12 protein-coding genes and 1 pseudogene are annotated in these 16,010 nt (G+C 71.3%); 6 read left to right on the forward strand and 7 right to left on the reverse strand.

The window, feature by feature from the left end; translation table 11 throughout:
- Positions 1-38: 38 nt before the first annotated feature.
- Entirely contained in the window at positions 39-1,934 is a 1,896-nt protein-coding gene (locus QNJ12_RS00535; protein WP_300617443.1) for a CopD family protein, read from the reverse strand.
- A gap of 125 nt (positions 1,935-2,059) precedes the next feature.
- Between QNJ12_RS00535 and dnaX the strand changes: the two genes are divergently transcribed.
- Both dnaX and recR read left to right on the forward strand, forming a co-directional pair.
- Positions 2,060-3,844, forward strand: a complete 1,785-nt coding sequence (gene dnaX / locus QNJ12_RS00540) for a DNA polymerase III subunit gamma/tau (RefSeq protein WP_300617446.1) — start codon at positions 2,060-2,062, stop codon at positions 3,842-3,844.
- A 45-nt stretch (positions 3,845-3,889) separates the two neighbouring features.
- Complete coding sequence (gene recR, locus QNJ12_RS00545; protein ID WP_300617449.1) at positions 3,890-4,498, forward strand: recombination mediator RecR; 609 nt, start codon at positions 3,890-3,892, stop codon at positions 4,496-4,498.
- A gap of 286 nt (positions 4,499-4,784) precedes the next feature.
- On the opposite strand, the gene QNJ12_RS00550 is transcribed toward recR, so the two are convergent.
- Positions 4,785-5,966, reverse strand: a complete 1,182-nt coding sequence (locus tag QNJ12_RS00550) for an acetyl-CoA C-acetyltransferase (RefSeq protein ID WP_300617452.1) — start codon at positions 5,964-5,966, stop codon at positions 4,785-4,787.
- 97 nt (positions 5,967-6,063) lie between these two features.
- Between QNJ12_RS00550 and QNJ12_RS00555 the strand changes: the two genes are divergently transcribed.
- Together QNJ12_RS00555 and QNJ12_RS00560 are read left to right on the forward strand one after the other, a co-directional pair.
- Positions 6,064-6,963 (forward strand): ABC transporter ATP-binding protein, encoded by a 900-nt coding sequence (locus QNJ12_RS00555; protein WP_300617455.1) that lies wholly within the window; start codon positions 6,064-6,066, stop codon positions 6,961-6,963.
- Positions 6,960-8,102, forward strand: coding sequence for an ABC transporter permease (locus QNJ12_RS00560; protein ID WP_300617458.1), 1,143 nt, complete (start codon positions 6,960-6,962; stop codon positions 8,100-8,102). The genes QNJ12_RS00555 and QNJ12_RS00560 overlap by 4 nt, the downstream gene beginning before the upstream one ends.
- Positions 8,103-8,117: 15 nt before the next feature.
- On the opposite strand, the gene QNJ12_RS00565 is transcribed toward QNJ12_RS00560, so the two are convergent.
- The 5 genes from QNJ12_RS00565 to QNJ12_RS00585 form a co-directional block, all read right to left on the reverse strand.
- Entirely contained in the window at positions 8,118-8,801 is a 684-nt protein-coding gene (locus tag QNJ12_RS00565; RefSeq protein WP_300617461.1) for a hypothetical protein, read from the reverse strand.
- Positions 8,798-9,520 (reverse strand): hypothetical protein, encoded by a 723-nt coding sequence (locus QNJ12_RS00570; RefSeq protein WP_300617464.1) that lies wholly within the window; start codon positions 9,518-9,520, stop codon positions 8,798-8,800. The genes QNJ12_RS00565 and QNJ12_RS00570 overlap by 4 nt, the downstream gene beginning before the upstream one ends.
- Entirely contained in the window at positions 9,517-10,074 is a 558-nt protein-coding gene (locus QNJ12_RS00575) for a hypothetical protein (RefSeq protein ID WP_300617467.1), read from the reverse strand. Before QNJ12_RS00575 ends, QNJ12_RS00570 begins: the two co-directional genes overlap by 4 nt.
- Entirely contained in the window at positions 10,071-10,844 is a 774-nt protein-coding gene (locus QNJ12_RS00580; RefSeq protein WP_300617469.1) for a signal peptidase I, read from the reverse strand. The genes QNJ12_RS00575 and QNJ12_RS00580 overlap by 4 nt, the downstream gene beginning before the upstream one ends.
- Before the next feature lie 155 nt (positions 10,845-10,999).
- Positions 11,000-13,780 carry a helix-turn-helix transcriptional regulator gene (locus QNJ12_RS00585; RefSeq protein ID WP_300617472.1) on the reverse strand — a complete coding sequence of 927 codons (2,781 nt, stop codon included), beginning with the start codon at positions 13,778-13,780 and terminating at the stop codon, positions 11,000-11,002.
- A gap of 85 nt (positions 13,781-13,865) precedes the next feature.
- Between QNJ12_RS00585 and ccrA the strand changes: the two genes are divergently transcribed.
- Both ccrA and QNJ12_RS00595 read left to right on the forward strand, forming a co-directional pair.
- On the forward strand, positions 13,866-15,200 hold the full coding sequence (ccrA, locus tag QNJ12_RS00590; protein ID WP_300617477.1) for a crotonyl-CoA carboxylase/reductase: 1,335 nt from the start codon (positions 13,866-13,868) through the stop codon (positions 15,198-15,200).
- Between the two features lie 270 nt (positions 15,201-15,470).
- Positions 15,471-16,010, forward strand: a pseudogene (locus tag QNJ12_RS00595) (alpha-amylase); the annotation flags it as partial.

Here is a 16,010-nt window from a genome sequence, read left to right on the forward strand (position 1 = left end):
CCGGTCGGCGGGTCGGCAGCCAGGAGGGATCCGGTCGGTCAGCCCGACTCGGCGGTCGTGTCGGTCGGGGCCAGCGTCGTGGTCGTCGACGTCGCGAACGGCGCCGTCGTGCCCGGCGTGGGATCGACGATCTCGACCTGCACCGGCGTCGTACCGACCACCTGCGGGATGGTGGCCGTCGTGCCGTCCGCGTTGGTCACGAGGAAGGTGGTCTCGGCCCCGGACTGGACCCCGATCGTCGTCGTCGCGACCAGCTGGATGGTCCAGGTGCCGGCGACCGAGAACGGGAGCCCCACCGACTCGTCGAGCACCGCGGTGCCGGCGGTGGTCAGCGGGATCGGCTGCTCGTACCCCACGGCCTGCGAGCCGACCGGCGGGAGGAAGCGGAGCCGGAGGTCGGTGATGCCCTCGGCGGGCTCCTCGACCTCGATCTTGATCCCGTTGAGGCCGACTGCGGACGGACCGATGAACACCGTCGCCTCGACGCCCGATGCCGAGTCGTTGAAGGCCACCTCGAGCCGGTAGTCGCCGTCGTCGTCGAGCGGGTCGACGTTGGCGGGCGTCAGCGCGAGGAGCCACCCGCTGAACGCCAGCACGACGATGCCGATCGCAGCTTCCGCATGGAAGGCGCGGCGGAATCGATCGGCGAGCGGTGCGGTCAGCTCGTGCGCCCGGTCGAGGCGCATGGTCACCTGCTGGCGCGCCGCGAGCGAGACCGCCAGCATCGCCGCCACCGCCACCACCTTGAGCAGGAGGACCTGCCCATGGCTGCTGCTGAACAGCGAACCGCCCACCAGACGGACGAGCTGGATCAGACCGGTGATGACGACGACGAACATCGCCGGCATCGAGATCCGGCTGAACGCGCGCGTGGCTTGGACGAGGTCCTCCTCACCCGGCCCGGCGAGGACGACGCGGGCGACCAGCAGTGCCCCGCCGATCCAGACGGCCGATCCGAGGACATGGATCACGTTGACGCCGAAGCCGATCGGTGCCACCGGGCCCTCGACCCGGCTCATCGCCACGGCGATCAGGCCGAAGCCTGGCAGCGCCCACGCCCACATGGCGCTCTGCGGGTCGATGATCCGTTCCGGCCGCATGGCGACCCAGCCCGACGTCGCGATGAACAACAGGCGCAACAACGCGCCGCGGCCCGGCCAGCCGTCGTCGTTGAGATCGAGCCACTTGCCCGGGTTGACGGCCGAGCCGAACGAGATGTTGCCGAAGTCCGCGGCGTAGGCGATCAGGTAGAGGACCGTGCCGAGCAACGCGATGAGCCACGCCGAGCGCAGGAAGCGGACGGTGACGATGTACTCGGGCCCTTCGGGCCACCCGACGCTGATGAGCGCCAGCCCGCCGAAGACGACGAGGATCCCGAGCGTCGAGACCAGGCGGCCGAACCAGAGCGTGGCGCCGATGCTCCCCTGGGTCTCGGGCTCGGCCGCAGTGGGAGCGCTCGGCGCGATCGCTGGCACCGTGATGAACGGCGCGGCCGTGGTGGTCGCACCGTTCGTGGCGACCGGCGCGTCGGCAGTGACCGAGAACGTCGACTGGCCCTGCACGATGATCTCGCCGAGGCCGTCGCGGAGGACCCAGGTGACGAAGCACGACCCGCGGGGCACCGGCGTGTTGACGGCGACGGTCACGATCAGGCGGTCGTCGTTGACCTCGGGGATCCCGGTGTTCTGCAGCTCGGGGCAGTTGAGCGTGAGCGAGAGGGCATCGTCGTCCTCCAGCTCCTGGTTGAACGACAGCACGATCTGCTCGGGCGACGCCGGCAGGCTGACGCCGTCGGCCGGTTCGATCGACTGCAGCGAGTTGGTGTCCTGTGCCGCGGCCGAGCCGGGCAGCAACAGCGCCACGAGGATCAGCGACGTCGTCGTCGCCGCCAGCAGGATGCCCAGGCGTGCGGAAACACGGGCTCGCACACTCACGCCGAACACGGTAGCCAGGCGAGGTGTGCGCCCTCTGACATCCCGGCAGGTGGAGCGCTGCGCCGAGGTCGGCTGCCACGGTCGTTCTCCGCCGGGTTCACACCCCATGGGTAGGCTCGGCTCCGATGGCAACTCAGGCGCTCTACCGCCGCTACCGGCCGCGCCGGTTCGACGAGCTCAAGGGGCAGGACCACGTCGTCAAGGCCCTCCGCGACTCGGTCGCGTCGGGTCGTGAGGGCCAGGCGTACCTCTTCTCGGGCCCGCGCGGCACGGGCAAGACATCCGCCGCGCGGATCCTCGCCAAGGTCCTCAACTGCGACAACGAGCACGACGGCGAACCCTGCTGCGAGTGCGAATCGTGCCTTGCGGTCGAGCGCGGCACCAGCTACGACGTGCACGAGCTCGACGCGGCGTCGAACAACGGCGTCGACGCGATCCGCGACCTGGTCGAGAAGGCGTCGCTCGGCACGCCGGGCCGCCACAAGGTGTACATCCTCGACGAGGTCCACATGTTGTCCAGGGCGGCCGAGGCAGCGTTGCTCAAGACGCTCGAGGAGCCACCGCCGCACGTGGTGTTCGTGCTGGCCACGACCGACCCGCAGAAGATGAGCGACACGATCCGGTCGCGCACGCAGCACCTGCAGTTCCACCTCCTGCCGGGCGACACGCTCGCCGCACACGTGAAGTGGGTGGCCGACGACGCGGGCCTCGATCTCTCACAGGCCGCGCTCGACGCCGCGCTGCTCCAGGGCGGGGGTTCGGCGCGCGACACGCTGTCGGCGCTCGAGCTGCTGGCGTCGACCGGCGGCGACGTCAGCGACGTGACCGACCTCGACGAGTTCCTCGCCGCGCTCATCGACCAGGACGCCGGTCGCATCCTGACCGCCATGGGCCATGCCGTCAGCATGGGCCACGACCCCCGCACCATCACCGAGGACATCGTGCGCCACCTCCGCAACGCGTTCCTGTCGCTGATGGCACCCGAACTGGTCGTCATGCCGCCCGACCAACTCGACACCGTGGCCGCACGTGCGCAGCAGCTCGGCCCGGCGACGCTCGTCCGGGCCATCGAGCGGCTGGGCTCGGCGCTGGTCGACATGCGCCACGCGCCCGACCCCCGGATCCTGGTCGAGGTGGCGCTGGTCCAGCTCACCGACGACAGCACGGCCGGAGATGCGGCCGCGCTGCTCGGCCGCATCGACCGTCTCGAGCAACGTGTGAAAGAGCTCGCCGATGCCCCCGTGCGGCCTGCAGCGGCGCCCACCGACCCGGCCACCGGTCGGGCACTCCTCGGCGGCGCAGCCCGCCGACCGGCGAGCGAGCCGACGTCGGCGGCGGCCGCCGCACCTCCGACCGCTGAACCTGCCGCACAACCCGCCGAGGTGCCCGAGCCCGCACCGGCCGCGGCGGCCCAGCCCGCAGCCGCGGCCGTGGCTGCCGTCTCGGTCGCGGACGCCTGGGAGCAGACCGTCAAGGGGCAGCTCAAGCCGCTGGTCCGGGCGCTCTACTCAGCCGGATCGTTCGTCGGCAACGACGGCGACACCTGGCACTTCGACGTCCCGAACGAGCCGCACGGCAAGAAGTGCGCCGAACACCGGCCGGCGGTCGAAGCTGCGCTGTCCGACGCGGTCGGCGCCGCGGTCACGATCGAGTTCGTCGTCGGCGGCAAGCCGACCGGACGCGCCGACGCACCCGCCGCACCCGGCACGCCACCGCCATCCGACGGGGTGCCGACCCCGACCAATGCCGCCGGCGACGCGGCGCCGGTCGCGGCCACCGCCGCGGCGCCCGAGGCCGACGAGGACATCGACCTCGGCGAGCTCACCGACGCGCCGCCCGAATCCGTGCAGACACCGATCGACCGGTTGGCCGAGGCCTTCCCCGGCTCCGAGCTGATCAGCGACGACTGACCACGAGCTACACGAGCGACACGAGCGACACGAGCGACACGAACGATGGCGAGCGCCTACACACCCCCCGTCCAGGCCCTGATCGACGAGCTCGGGCGTCTCCCGGGCATCGGACCGAAGTCGGCCCAACGCATCGCCTTCCATCTGTTGAAGGTCCCGGTCGACGACGCGAACCGCCTGGCGAGCGCGATCCGCGAGGCGAAGGACAAGGTCAGGTTCTGCGAGCGGTGCTTCAACGTGTCCGAGTCCGAGCTCTGCTCGTACTGCTCCGACGACCGCCGCGACTCGAGCATCATCTGCGTCGTCGAGGAGTCGCGCGACATCGTCGCGATCGAGAAGACCGGCGAGTTCAAGGGTCGCTACCACGTCCTGCTCGGCGCGATGAGCCCGCTCGAGGGCATCGGTCCCGAGCAGCTCAAGATCCGCGAACTGCTGAACCGGCTCGGCCCCGAGGGCGTCGAGGAGGTCGTCGTCTGCACCAACCCCAACACCGAGGGCGAGGTCACGGCGATGTACCTGGCGCGGATGCTCAAGCCGCTCGGGCTCGAGGTCACCCGCATCGCGTCGGGCCTGCCGGTCGGCGGCGACCTCGAGTACGCCGACGAGCTCACCCTCGGGCGAGCGCTCGAGGGCCGGCGGTCGATCGACACGTAGCCCCGGGTCAGCCATCCGTGGGCTCGCAGGGCGCTCCCACGCCGCCCGGAGGGCACGCGAACGAGGCGCCATCCTCACCAAGCCGGTAGCGGGCGGACGGGCCGGCTCGATGCGAATGACGCCTCGTTCATACGGAAGAGTTGTCCCCCGTATGTGACGATTACGTTACGGAAATGACGGAACAGTGTCAACCGCCGTTGCGTCAGGGCTCTGCAAAAAGCCGGCGGGGAGCGCGGGTGCGATCACGACGTTCTCGACGAAACCCCGACCCGTCAGGGAACCGTCGTCACGGCGTCCGCAGGATGATCGCGTCGCCCTGCCCGCCGCCACCACAGAGCGCGGCCGCGCCGGTACCGCCGCCGCGGCGGCGGAGCTCGTGCAGCAGGGTCAGCGCCAGCCGGTTGCCGCTCATCCCGATCGGGTGGCCGAGCGCGATCGCGCCACCATTGACGTTGACGACGTCCATCCCGACGCCGAGCTCACGGGTCGACGCGATGCCCACGGCCGCGAACGCCTCGTTGAGCTCGAACAGGTCGAGGTCGCCGACCGCCAGGTCGGTCTTCGACAGCGCCTTGTGGATCGCGTTGGCGGGCTGCAGGTTCAGCGAGGCGTTGTCGGGCCCCGCCACCATGCCGTAGCTGACGATCTCGCCGAGCGGCTCGACGCCTGCGGCGTCCGCGGCAGCCCGCGACATCACGACGAGCGCCGAACCGCCGTCGCTGATCTGCGACGCGTTGCCGGCGGTGATCGACCCCTCCGGGTCGAACGCCGGTCGCAGCTTCCCGAGGCTCTCGGCGGTGGTGCCGGGACGGATCCCCTCGTCGTGTTCGACGAGCACGGGGTCGCCCTTGCGCTGCGGGATCGAGACCGGAACGATCTCGTCGGCCAGCACGCCGTCCTTGGTGGCGGTCGCCGCCCGCTCGTGCGAGGCAGCCGACACCTCGTCCATCTCGGCACGGCTGATGGAGTCACCGGTGTACCGGTCGGTGCCCAGCCCCATCAGGCAGGAGTCGAACGCGCAGAACAGACCGTCGGTGATGATGGCGTCGGTCAGCTCGGTGTGTCCGTACCGGAACCCGCCCCGCGCACCCGCCGCCAGGTAGGGCGCGTTGGTCATCGACTCCATGCCACCGGCGACCACGATGTCGGCGTCGCCGGACTGGATCATCTGGTCGGCCTGGTAGACGGCGTTGAGCCCGGACAGGCAGACCTTGTTGACGTTGACGGCCGGCACGCTCATGGGGATGCCGGCCTTGGCGGCCGCCTGGCGCGACGGCACCTGACCCTGGCCGGCCATGAGGACCTGGCCCATGATCACGTGGTCGACCTGTTCGGGTGCGACACCGGCGCGCTGCAGCGCCTCGGTGATCGCGTGCCCGCCGAGGTCGGCGGCGGTGAGTGAGGAGAGCGCGCCCGACATCTTCCCGATGGGAGTGCGAGCGCCGGCGACGATGACGGATCCAGCCATGGACGAACGCTACCGCGCGGTAGCTCCCCGCCGGAAGTGGGCGGTCGCGACCCGTTCATGTCCTGCGGTTCCACCTGCCGTGTGCGATCGTGGCGCCGTGTCCGAATCGCTCGAGGTGATCGGGGCGGTGCAGAGCTTCGACGGTCGACGGGTGCTCGACGGCGTCGATCTCGACGTGCCGCCCGGCACGGTGGTCGGCCTGCTCGGGCCGAACGGCGCCGGCAAGACGACGCTGATGCGCATCATCTTCGGCGTGCTCGACGCCGACGAGGGCGAGGTCCGGTGGCGTGGCGGCGCGGTCGGCGGTGCGACCCGCCGGACGTGGGGGTACATGCCACAAGAACGCGGTCTCTACCGCGAGATGCGCACGCTCGATCACCTGGTCTGGTTGGCCCGGCTGTACGGCGTCGACCGGGTGCAGGCCCGGCAACGGGCGATCGACCTGCTCGAGCAGTTGGGTCTCGGCGACCGCGCCCGGGATCCGATCCGCGAGCTGTCGGGTGGGATGGCACAGCGCGTCCAGCTCGCAGCCGCAATGGTCCACGGGCCCGAGCTGCTGGTGCTCGACGAGCCGTTCGCCGGGCTCGACCCCGGCGCCGTCGACTTCCTCACCGCCGTCATCCGCGAGCACGTCGACCGGGGTGGCCACCTCGTGTTCTCGAGCCACCAGCTCGACCTCGTCGAGGACCTCTGCGAGTCGATCGTGCTCATCGACCGCGGCCGCGTCGTGATGAGCGGACCCGTGCGCGAGCTGCGTGCGGCGAGCCCCGACCGCTACCTGCGCGTCGACGTCGACGTGCCACCCGACTGGTTGACCGGGCTTCCCGTCCGGGACGTGCGGGGCGACGCGGCGGGTAGCCGGATCCTGCTCGAGCCCGGTGCCGATGCAACGGTCGTGCTCGACGCCGTCCGCCGCCACAGCGAGCTCGTCGACTTCGGCGTCGAGGCGCCGACGCTGTCAGAGCTCTTCCTCGCGGCGACCGGAGTCCGGCGGTGAGCGCCCGGGCGACGCGGCTCGTGATCGAGCGCGAGCTGCGCGAGGCACTCCGCCGCAAGGGCGTCTGGGCGCTGATCGCGCTGACGTTCCTCGGCTCGACGGCGCTGGTGCTGGCACCCGAGTTGATCCCCGACGACGACAACAACCGCGTGATGGTGGTCGGGCCCGACACGCTCGGCGTCGTGGCCGCGCTCGAGTCGACGCCGGTGCGGGACCTGGAGGTGTCCACCGGCATCGACCGCCGCGACGGCGCTGAGGCGATCGCCAACCGCGACGCAGACATGGCGGTGATCCTCGGCGGCCACCCGAACCTGCTCGTCGAGGACGAGGACTCCGACCTCGTGGTCATCGTCCGTGAGATCGTGGCCGACCGCGTCGTCACCGCCCGGCTGACCGACGAAGGCATCGACCCGGCGCGTGTGAACGCGGCATTCGTGGCCGCCGTCCCCGAGGTCGAGCCGATCGAACCGGAACGCGAGGCCCGTGAGGGCGCGGCGTTCGGCGTGACGATGATGCTCTACATCCTGATCGTCATCCTCTCGAGTCAGGTGGCGGGGGCGGTCGCGGTCGAGAAGTCGAACCGGGTCAGCGAGGTCCTGCTGGCGATCGTGCCGCCGAGGTCCTTGCTGTTCGGGAAGGTGATCGGCGTCGGCTGCATCGGCCTGCTCACGCTGATCGCCGGCACCACGCCGGTGATCGTGCGGCTGCTCGCCGGCGGCGACCTCCCAGAGGACCTCGGCCGCACGATCGTGGCGTCGTCGATCTGGTTCGTCGCCGGACTCGCGCTCTACCTGACGGTGGCCGGCGCACTCGGGGCACTCGTCGCCCGGCAGGAGGAGACCGGCGTCGTCGTGTTGCCGCTGACCTTGTTCCTGATCCTCGGCTACGCGCTGGCCATCACGGCGGGCGACTCGACGCTCGGCGCCGTGCTCGCGTACATCCCGCTCCTGTCGCCGATGGTCGAGCCCTACCGGATCGCGATCGGCGCCGGCTCGCCGATCGAGTACGGCGCCTCGATACTGCTGCTGATCGCCGCGGTCGTTCTGGCCAGTCGCGTTGGCGCGGTCGTGTTCAGGCGGGCGATCGTCAGCACGGGTCGACGCTTGAAGCTCCGCGAGGCGCTGGCCGGCACCGACTGATCGGCGAAGGTCACGTCACCGGACGTCGGTCGCGATCACCCGGATCTCGAGGACCACGCTGTCGGTCTGCGCCCGAGCGGCCTGCTCGAGCGTCAGGCCCCGGAGGAACGGCGTCAGGCCCAGCCGCGAGCACGACGCGCCGGCGTCGAACGACATCCGAAGCGGCACCACCACGCCTCCACCCGAGAACTGACCGGTCGAGGAGTCCGTGCAGTCGGCCTCGGCTCGGAGCCGCCACCTCGGGAGCAGCTCGACGAGCTCCCCGTCGTCGCCGTCCTCACACGTGACGTCTCCACCGAGCTCTCGCTCGACGTCGGTGCATGCGCCCGACTCCGCGTCCGAGAGCAGCGCCCACTCGATGTCGATGCGGGCGGGAACCGCACCGACGTTGGCGAGGCAGAGCTCGAGCGGTGCTGCGGTCGCGTTGACCCGGTCCTGTCTGACGACCTCGAACTCGAGATCGCGCACGAGCCCGGTGATCGGGCCGTCGACGCCCTCGGCGCAGGTCGGGTCCGCCTCGTCGGCGAACCCGACGCGCACGTCGTGGGCGAGGTCCACCTCACCGCTGCTGAGCGTGATGGGGCCGATCGTCACCACGTCGCTGAGCAGCGCCACGACACCGGCGCCGAGCACGAGGCTCACCGCCAGCCCGGCGGCGAGCGCGCTGCGAATCGACCAGCGACCGAGCCGCCCGGTCATGACGAGCCCTCCGGATCGGCAAGGGTGTTGCGTGCGTCCCTGCCCTCGATCACCAGGTCGTACTGGACGGCATCGGTCTGCGCCAGGATGGCCGCCAGCTCGGCGTCCGGGTCTCGGGCCAGGACGTGCTGGTAGGTCGCCCGGAGCCGGCACACCGCACCAGGTGGTATGGCACCGAGCGGCGCGACATGGTTGACGGCGCGCTCGCGCCGTGCGGTGCGACCCGACAGGCAGGACGCGCTCGAGCCGCCGGTCACCTCGAAGCGGATCTCGACCCGATCGGCGACGTCGAACGCCTCGCCCGGCGCGCCGTCCCCGCACGTGCGATCCCCGAAGCGGATCTCGTCCGCTGCGCACTCGCCGATCTCGAACGACACGAGGTCGGCGATCGACGCAGTGAGCCCCGCCCGGCGTTCCGAGAGGTTGCGAACGCACAGCTCGAAGCTGTCCTCGATCACCGCATCGCCACCCGGCTCCACTGCGATGTCGACCTCGACCTGCCGGCCGAGCACCGAGCCCTCCGCGAAGCAGTCGTCGCCGAGCCCGGCCCGCACGTCCATGCTCGACTCGGCGGTACCGAGGTCGAGGCGGAGGTCGGCGAGGTCGACGCGGTCGCTGAGGAGGGCGACGACGCCGGCGCCGAGTGCGACACTGCCGACCGCGCCGAGCGCGAGCGTCGTCCGTCCCAGCGATCGGATCGCGACGAACCGGCCGCTCACGGCGTCGGCTCCGTCGCGTCGAGGCGGATGTCGAACACCAGCGCGTCGGACTGCAACGCCGGAGCGGTCGCCGGCGGCGCCTCGAACGCGAACGTGATCTTCACGTCATCGCATGCCTCGCCCGGCTGGGCGATGTCGCGGTCCCAGACGATGGTGCCATCGCCGGCGAACGGGTTCGAGCCTGCCTCGCCGCAGCCGGCCCAGCTCACGGTCGTCGGGAGCAGTTCGCCGACATCGCCGTCGGCGCAGCCGTCGTCGGCGTCGGCCTCCCCCGGGCTGCACGCCGCGCCCTCGATCGACTTGACGCCGACCAGCCGCATCTGGATGAACGCCGGCTCGTCGCCGACGTTGCGGTAGCAGAGCGTCAGCGTCGTCTCGCCCTCGACCGATGCGTCGGCCTGCACCTCGAGCGCGACGTCGAACACGTCGCCGGGCACCGGCCCGTCAGCGCCCTTCGGGCAGCCGGTCTCGCCAGGTGTCGCGAACCCGGCGATCACGTCGAGCGCCCGAAAGTCGAGCTCGCCCGAGACGATCCTGTTGTCCTCGATCGTCACCGAGTCGGCGAGGAGTGCGACGACGCCGGCACCGAGCGTGGCAGCGAGTGCAACGCCGAGCCCGGCCCCGACGACGCCGATGCGAGATCGTGCACCCCGCCGCCGGCCGACGAGTCGTCCGTATCCGTCCATGTTCCTGCTCCTGTCTGGTCGAGGCCGGTCCGGTCACCACTGGCACGGCCACCGTCGATCTGGGCGCCGCCGAACCGGTCACCACCGTGCTCGTCACCGCCGATTCGGCCGCCGACGATGCGGTCACCACGGGTCGTGGACGAGCGGCGGGCGCGGGCCTCGGCGAGCGCTGTCCCCACGAGCGGCACGCCGACGAGCACGATCAGTCCGCGCGGTGGTCGCAGCCACGTCGCGGCCGCTCCGAGGTGCGGCAGGCTCCATCGCAGCCGACCTCGTACGTCGCGGGCCGGCACGGCGCGCCCGTCGGCCGCGGCGTTGGCATCACCCTGCGTTCGGAAGAAGCGACCGCCGTCCTGCTCGTGCACGTCGACGACGCGGTGCATGAGCAGCGGTACGAGGTCCGGGTGCTCGAACGTGATGACGTCACCGACCCGCACGTCGGCGGGATCGACGTCCTCGAGGATCGCCAGCGCGCCCTGTGGCGACGACGGCGCCATGCTGCCGGTCGTGACGACCTCCAGCGAGTGACCGGTCAGCACGAGCCAGGCCACGCCCCCGATCGCGATCGCCGCGGCGGTCGTCCACACCACGGCGACCACGTGTGCGATCACCCCAAGCCATGCCGTCGTCCCGCTCATCACGCCACCGTCCGATCGACAGTACGGAAGCGGTTCCCGCGAAACCTCCGTGCGCGCACGGATTCTGGCCCGTGCTCATTGCGCCAGCCCGCGCCCGTGACACCCCAGCCGCCACCGACCGGTACCGACCGGTGACGACCAGCCGGTGGCGAGCTTCAGGTCGTCGTGCGATCGGCGACGCCGAGTCCGCGGCGGGCGAGCTCGACGCGATTCGCGACATCGAGCTTGCGGTACGCCGCGGAGACATGGCTCTCGACCGTGCGCCGGGACACGTAGAGCTGTTCTGCGATCTCGGAGTTGGTGAGGCCGGCCGCGACCAGCTCGACCACCGCGTACTCGCGCTTCGACAACGGCGCGAGACCGGCGGGACGCGACGCCGACGCGCCCGACGCCGGATCGTTGGCCACCGACGCCGAGAGCGCCGCGGCATCACCGTGCGCGCCGCACGCCGCCAACGCGTCGACCGCATCCCGGCGCCAGCGCGTGGCCTGGTTGTCGTCGCCGATCCGGTCGGCGAGCTCGGCGGCACTGCGCAGCGCCGATGCCGCCTGCAGTCGCCGGCCGGCCGAGGCGTAGACCTCGGCAGCGTCACCGAGCAGGCTCGACTCGCCGTCGACCCAGCCGCCGGCGACGAGCGCGTTCGCCCGCCACGTCGGCACGCCGAGCTCGGACGCCCAGCGTTCGCTGACCGCACGGACGTCGCCGAGCAGCTCGGGGTCGAGCGGTGCAGCGAGCCGGGCGATCGCCGGTACCAGGTCCTGGAGGCCCGAGGCGACGCCGAGAGCGACGAACAGCTCCCAGATCTCACGGAGCACGGCGAGCGCCTCGCCGCGGCGACCGTGACGCTCGAGCAGGCCGGCACGGACGAGGGCGAGGTGCTCCCATCCGAGCTGCGCCCGCCCCTCGGCGACGAGCCGATCGCCGCGTTCGAGCGACGCCTCGGCCGACTCGACGTCGCCGCGGTGCAGCGCGATCCGGCCGAGGAAGCCGTGGCACCACACGGCCACCCCGAGGCGATCCTCGACGCCGTAGGCGAGAGCTCCGCGAGCGGCCGCTTCAGCATCGGCGAGCTCGCCCTGACGGAGCGCGACCAGCGCGTCGAGCGCGTCGTACGCCGGCAGCATCCAGAGCTGGCCGCCGTCACGGACGCGCCGCCGACCGTCGGCGTTGATGCGCAGCGCCAGCTCGGGTCGATCCGACTCGAGACGGAACAGCGACGCGGCGAACCAGGGCTGATAGACGACGGCGTCGGCGGCCTCGGGGAGCGCGGCGAGCGCGACGATGTCGTCGGCCAGCTCGGCCGCGCGGTCGGCGTCGTTGCGGTAGTGGGCGGTGAGGCAACCGACCATCTCGGCGGCGACGACCGCGGCGATGTCGCCGATCGCCCGACCGGTGTCGGCGGCACGCCGCGCGATCCCGTCGGCGCCCTCGAAGTCCCCGGACAGCAACAGCGCGAACGACAGCTCTGCCTCCAGGCGGCTCGAGGCCGACGGGTCGCTGCTCGCAGCGAGCGCCGCCCGCATCTCCTCGATCGTTTCGGTCGCCCTGCCCTGCTGGAACAGCGCCAACGCCAGGTCGCGACGGAGCTCGGCCTCTTCGAGCGGGTTCGCGTCCCGGAGCAACGATCGGACCAGCACCTCGCTCTCCGCCGTCCGGCCGAGGTTGGCGAGCGCTCGGACGCGCACGCGGGTGAGCTCCCTGGGCGCGACACGGGCGAGCTCCATGGCACGGTCCGTGAGCTCGACTGCGTGGACGGCGTCGAGGTCGACCACGTCCCGCGCTGCCGCAACGAGCAGGTCGACCGCCCGTTCACCACCGACCCCCGATTCGACGACGTGGTGCGCGACGACGTGCACCGGATCGCCGAGAGCGCCGCACACCTCGACGGCGGAGGCGTGCAGTGCGCTGCGCGCGGCGGGCGACATGATGGCGAGCGCCCCGGTTCGGTAGAGATCGTGTCGCATCTCGACGTGCGACGACCGCAGGACCACGAGGCCGATCCGCTCGAGATGGTCGATCGTCGACACGACCTCGGCGATCGGGTGACCGAGCACCTGGCCCACGTGCGCCGCGGTGCACGCCGGCTGGAGGAGCGCGACGACCTGGAGGACGCTGCGAGCAGGCGCGTCGAGATCGCGCAGCCGGGCGAGCGTCGCGTGGGGAGCGTCGTCGCAGAGACGCGCACTGGTGGTGGCCGTCACGTCGGACGTCGCCGGACCGGTGACCAGGTCGTCGTCGCCGAGCGCCTCGAGGAGTGCCGTGACGAGCAGCGGGACGTTCCCGGTTGCTGCCAGGACGCGCCGGAGCTCGGGCCCGATCGCCCGCCCCACGTGCCACTCGGCGAGCTCCTGCACGGCGGCATCCGCGAGCGGGCCGAGCTCGAGCGACGTCGCGACCGCGGCGAGGCGGTCCCACAGGTGTGCGGCCGGCGTGCCGGCCGCCGGAGGACGGCTCGCCACCACGAGCGCCACACCGATCGACGCGGCGCGCTCGGCGACGTTCACCAACCACTCCGCGGAGGCAGCGTCGATCACGTGCAGGTCGTCGATCACGATCGCGACCGGGCCCGACCCGCACCGGGTCTCGAGGTGTTCGTGCAGCTGCTCCGCGATGACGACGCGCCCGACGTCGCCGGCACCGGCTTCGACCAGCGAACCGCGACGGAACGTCGGGCCGAACAGCTCGCCGAGCGACGTGCCCAGCGCCTCGAGCACGACGCCGAACGGCGACGCCGTCACGCCGCGACACGGCGCGGCGCAGATCTCGATCCCCTCGGTGTCCCCCAGTGCGGCCTGGACGAGGTGCGACTTCCCGGCACCGGCGGCGCCGGCGATCACGACGACGCCGCCGCTCCCGTCGACGGCCGACTCGAACGCGTCGCGGATCCGTGCCCGCTCGGCGTCGCGTCCGACGCAGGGCCACGTCCCCGCCACCACGGACGCATCGTACGAGGACACCGCCGGTGCCCTCGACCCCGTCGCCGGCTTCCGTCGCTCGGTTACCGGGGAGTAACCTGGGGCCATGGAACACATCCTCGAAGCGATCCAGGCCGGGGCCTCCGGCGAGGAGCTGGCCAACCTCCCGATCCCGGAGTCGTTCCGGGCCGCGTTCGTCAAGCGCGACGAGGCCGACATGTTCGAGGGGGTGCCGTCCGCCGACAAGGACCCCACGAAGTCGATCCACATCGACGACGTGCCCACCCCCGAGCTCGAACACGACGAGGTCTACGTCGCGGTGATGGCGTCGTCGATCAACTTCAACACCGTCTGGACGTCGATCTTCGAACCACTGCCGACGTTCGGCTTCCTCCAGCGGCTCGGCCGCGAGTCCGAGTCGGCGCGGCGCCACGACCAGCCGTTCCACGTCATGGGTTCCGACGCGTCGGGCGTGATCCTCCAGGTCGGCAGCGAGGTCCGCAACTGGAAGCCGGGCGACCGGGTGACGGTGCACTGCAACCACGTCGACGACCAGGACCCGACTGCCCACGACGACTCGATGCTCGCTCTGAATCAGCGGATCTGGGGGTTCGAGACGAACTACGGCGGCCTCGCCGACCTGTCGATCGTCAAGGCCAACCAGCTGATGCCGAAGCCGACCCATCTGACGTGGGAGGAGGCGGCGGTCAACGCGCTCTGCAACTCGACCTCGTACCGGATGCTCGTCGGGCGCAACGCGGCCCGCATGAAGCAGGGCGACGTCGTGCTCGTGTGGGGGGCCACCGGTGGCATCGGCGGCTACGCGATCCAGTACATCCTCAACGGCGGTGGCACGCCGATCGGCGTCGTGTCGTCACCCGAGCGGGTGCAGCTGCTCAACGACATGGGCTGCGAGGCGGTCATCGACCGACGGGCCGAGGGCTACCAGTTCTGGAAGGACGAGCACACGCAGGACGAGTCCGAGTGGCGCCGGTTCGGCAAGAAGATCCGCGAGCTGGTCGGCGAGGACCCCGACATCATCTTCGAGCATCCGGGGCGGTCGACGATGGGCGCCTCGGTCTTCGCCGTCAAGCGCGGCGGCACCGTGGTCACGTGCGCAGCGACGTCGGGCTACATGGTCGAGTTCGACAACCGCCACCTGTGGATGAAGCTGAAGCGGCTGATCTCGTCGCACTTCGCCAACTACCACGAGGCGGCGGCGGCGAACAAGCTGATCTGCCAGGGCAAGATCCACCCGATCATGAGCGACGTGTACCCGCTCGACCGGGTCGGCGAGGCGGCGCTCGCGGTCCACCAGAACAAGGCCGAGGGCAAGCTCGGCGTGCTGTGCCTGGCACCCGAGGAGGGCTTGGGCATCGACGACCCCGAGTTCCGCGAGCGGGTCGGCGAGGACAAGATCACCCTCTACCGGAATCGGTAGAGGCCTGCACCGGAATCGGTAGAGGCCTGTACCGGAATCGGGAGAGGCCGCTTCCGCGGCCGCTGAGCGCCGCCGACCGCGGTCGGGCGACCGTCGTCGGCACGGGATCGGGACCGCCGACGGCACGTGTCCACCTGACGATTTGTCAACGAATCGTCAAGTTTCTGAAAACCGATGAAAACGCTTTCATCGCGGCCGCAGGTGGAGCAAGATCGGACTCGGGCCGCCTCGCACGGGCGACCCGCAGCCGCTACGTCCCAGGGAGTCGACATGCTCACTCGTCGTCTGATCGCCGGCGCCGTCACCGCCGGTCTGCTCGTCTCGACCGTCCTGCCCGCCACGGCATCGGCCGACCACACCCCCGCCCCGACCTCGGTGGCGATCGCCGGGTCGCTGCAGGACGAGCTCGGCTGCACGGGCGACTGGCAACCCGACTGCGCGGCGACCGAGTTGGCGTACGACGCCGAGGACGACGTGTGGCAGGCCACGTTCTCGCTGCCCGCCGGCTCCTACGAGTACAAGGCGGCGCTCAACGACTCCTGGGACGAGAACTACGGCGCCGGCGCCGTGCCGGACGGCGCCAACATCGCGTTCGACATCCCGGTGGCGGCCGACGTCAAGTTCTACTACGACCACGAGACGCACTGGGTCACCGACGACGTGACCTCGACGATCGCCACCGCGGCGGGCAGCTTCCAGAGCGAGCTCGGCTGCTCGGGTGACTGGCAGCCGTGGTGCCTGCAGTCGTGGCTGCAGGACATCGACGGCGACGGCGTCTACACCTTCTCCACCGACCAGATCCCCGCCGGG

The sequence above is a fragment of the Ilumatobacter sp. genome (genome assembly GCF_030065885.1).
Taxonomy (GTDB): domain Bacteria; phylum Actinomycetota; class Acidimicrobiia; order Acidimicrobiales; family Ilumatobacteraceae; genus Ilumatobacter.

Coding starts and splice junctions, on each gene's coding strand:
- dnaX (WP_300617446.1), top strand. CDS start 2,060: ATGGCAACTCAGGCGCTCTACCGCCGCTACCGGCCGCGCCGGTTCGAC.
- recR (WP_300617449.1), top strand. CDS start 3,890: ATGGCGAGCGCCTACACACCCCCCGTCCAGGCCCTGATCGACGAGCTC.
- QNJ12_RS00550 (WP_300617452.1), bottom strand. CDS start 5,966: ATGGCTGGATCCGTCATCGTCGCCGGCGCTCGCACTCCCATCGGGAAG.
- QNJ12_RS00565 (WP_300617461.1), bottom strand. CDS start 8,801: ATGACCGGGCGGCTCGGTCGCTGGTCGATTCGCAGCGCGCTCGCCGCC.
- QNJ12_RS00580 (WP_300617469.1), bottom strand. CDS start 10,844: ATGAGCGGGACGACGGCATGGCTTGGGGTGATCGCACACGTGGTCGCC.
- ccrA (WP_300617477.1), top strand. CDS start 13,866: ATGGAACACATCCTCGAAGCGATCCAGGCCGGGGCCTCCGGCGAGGAG.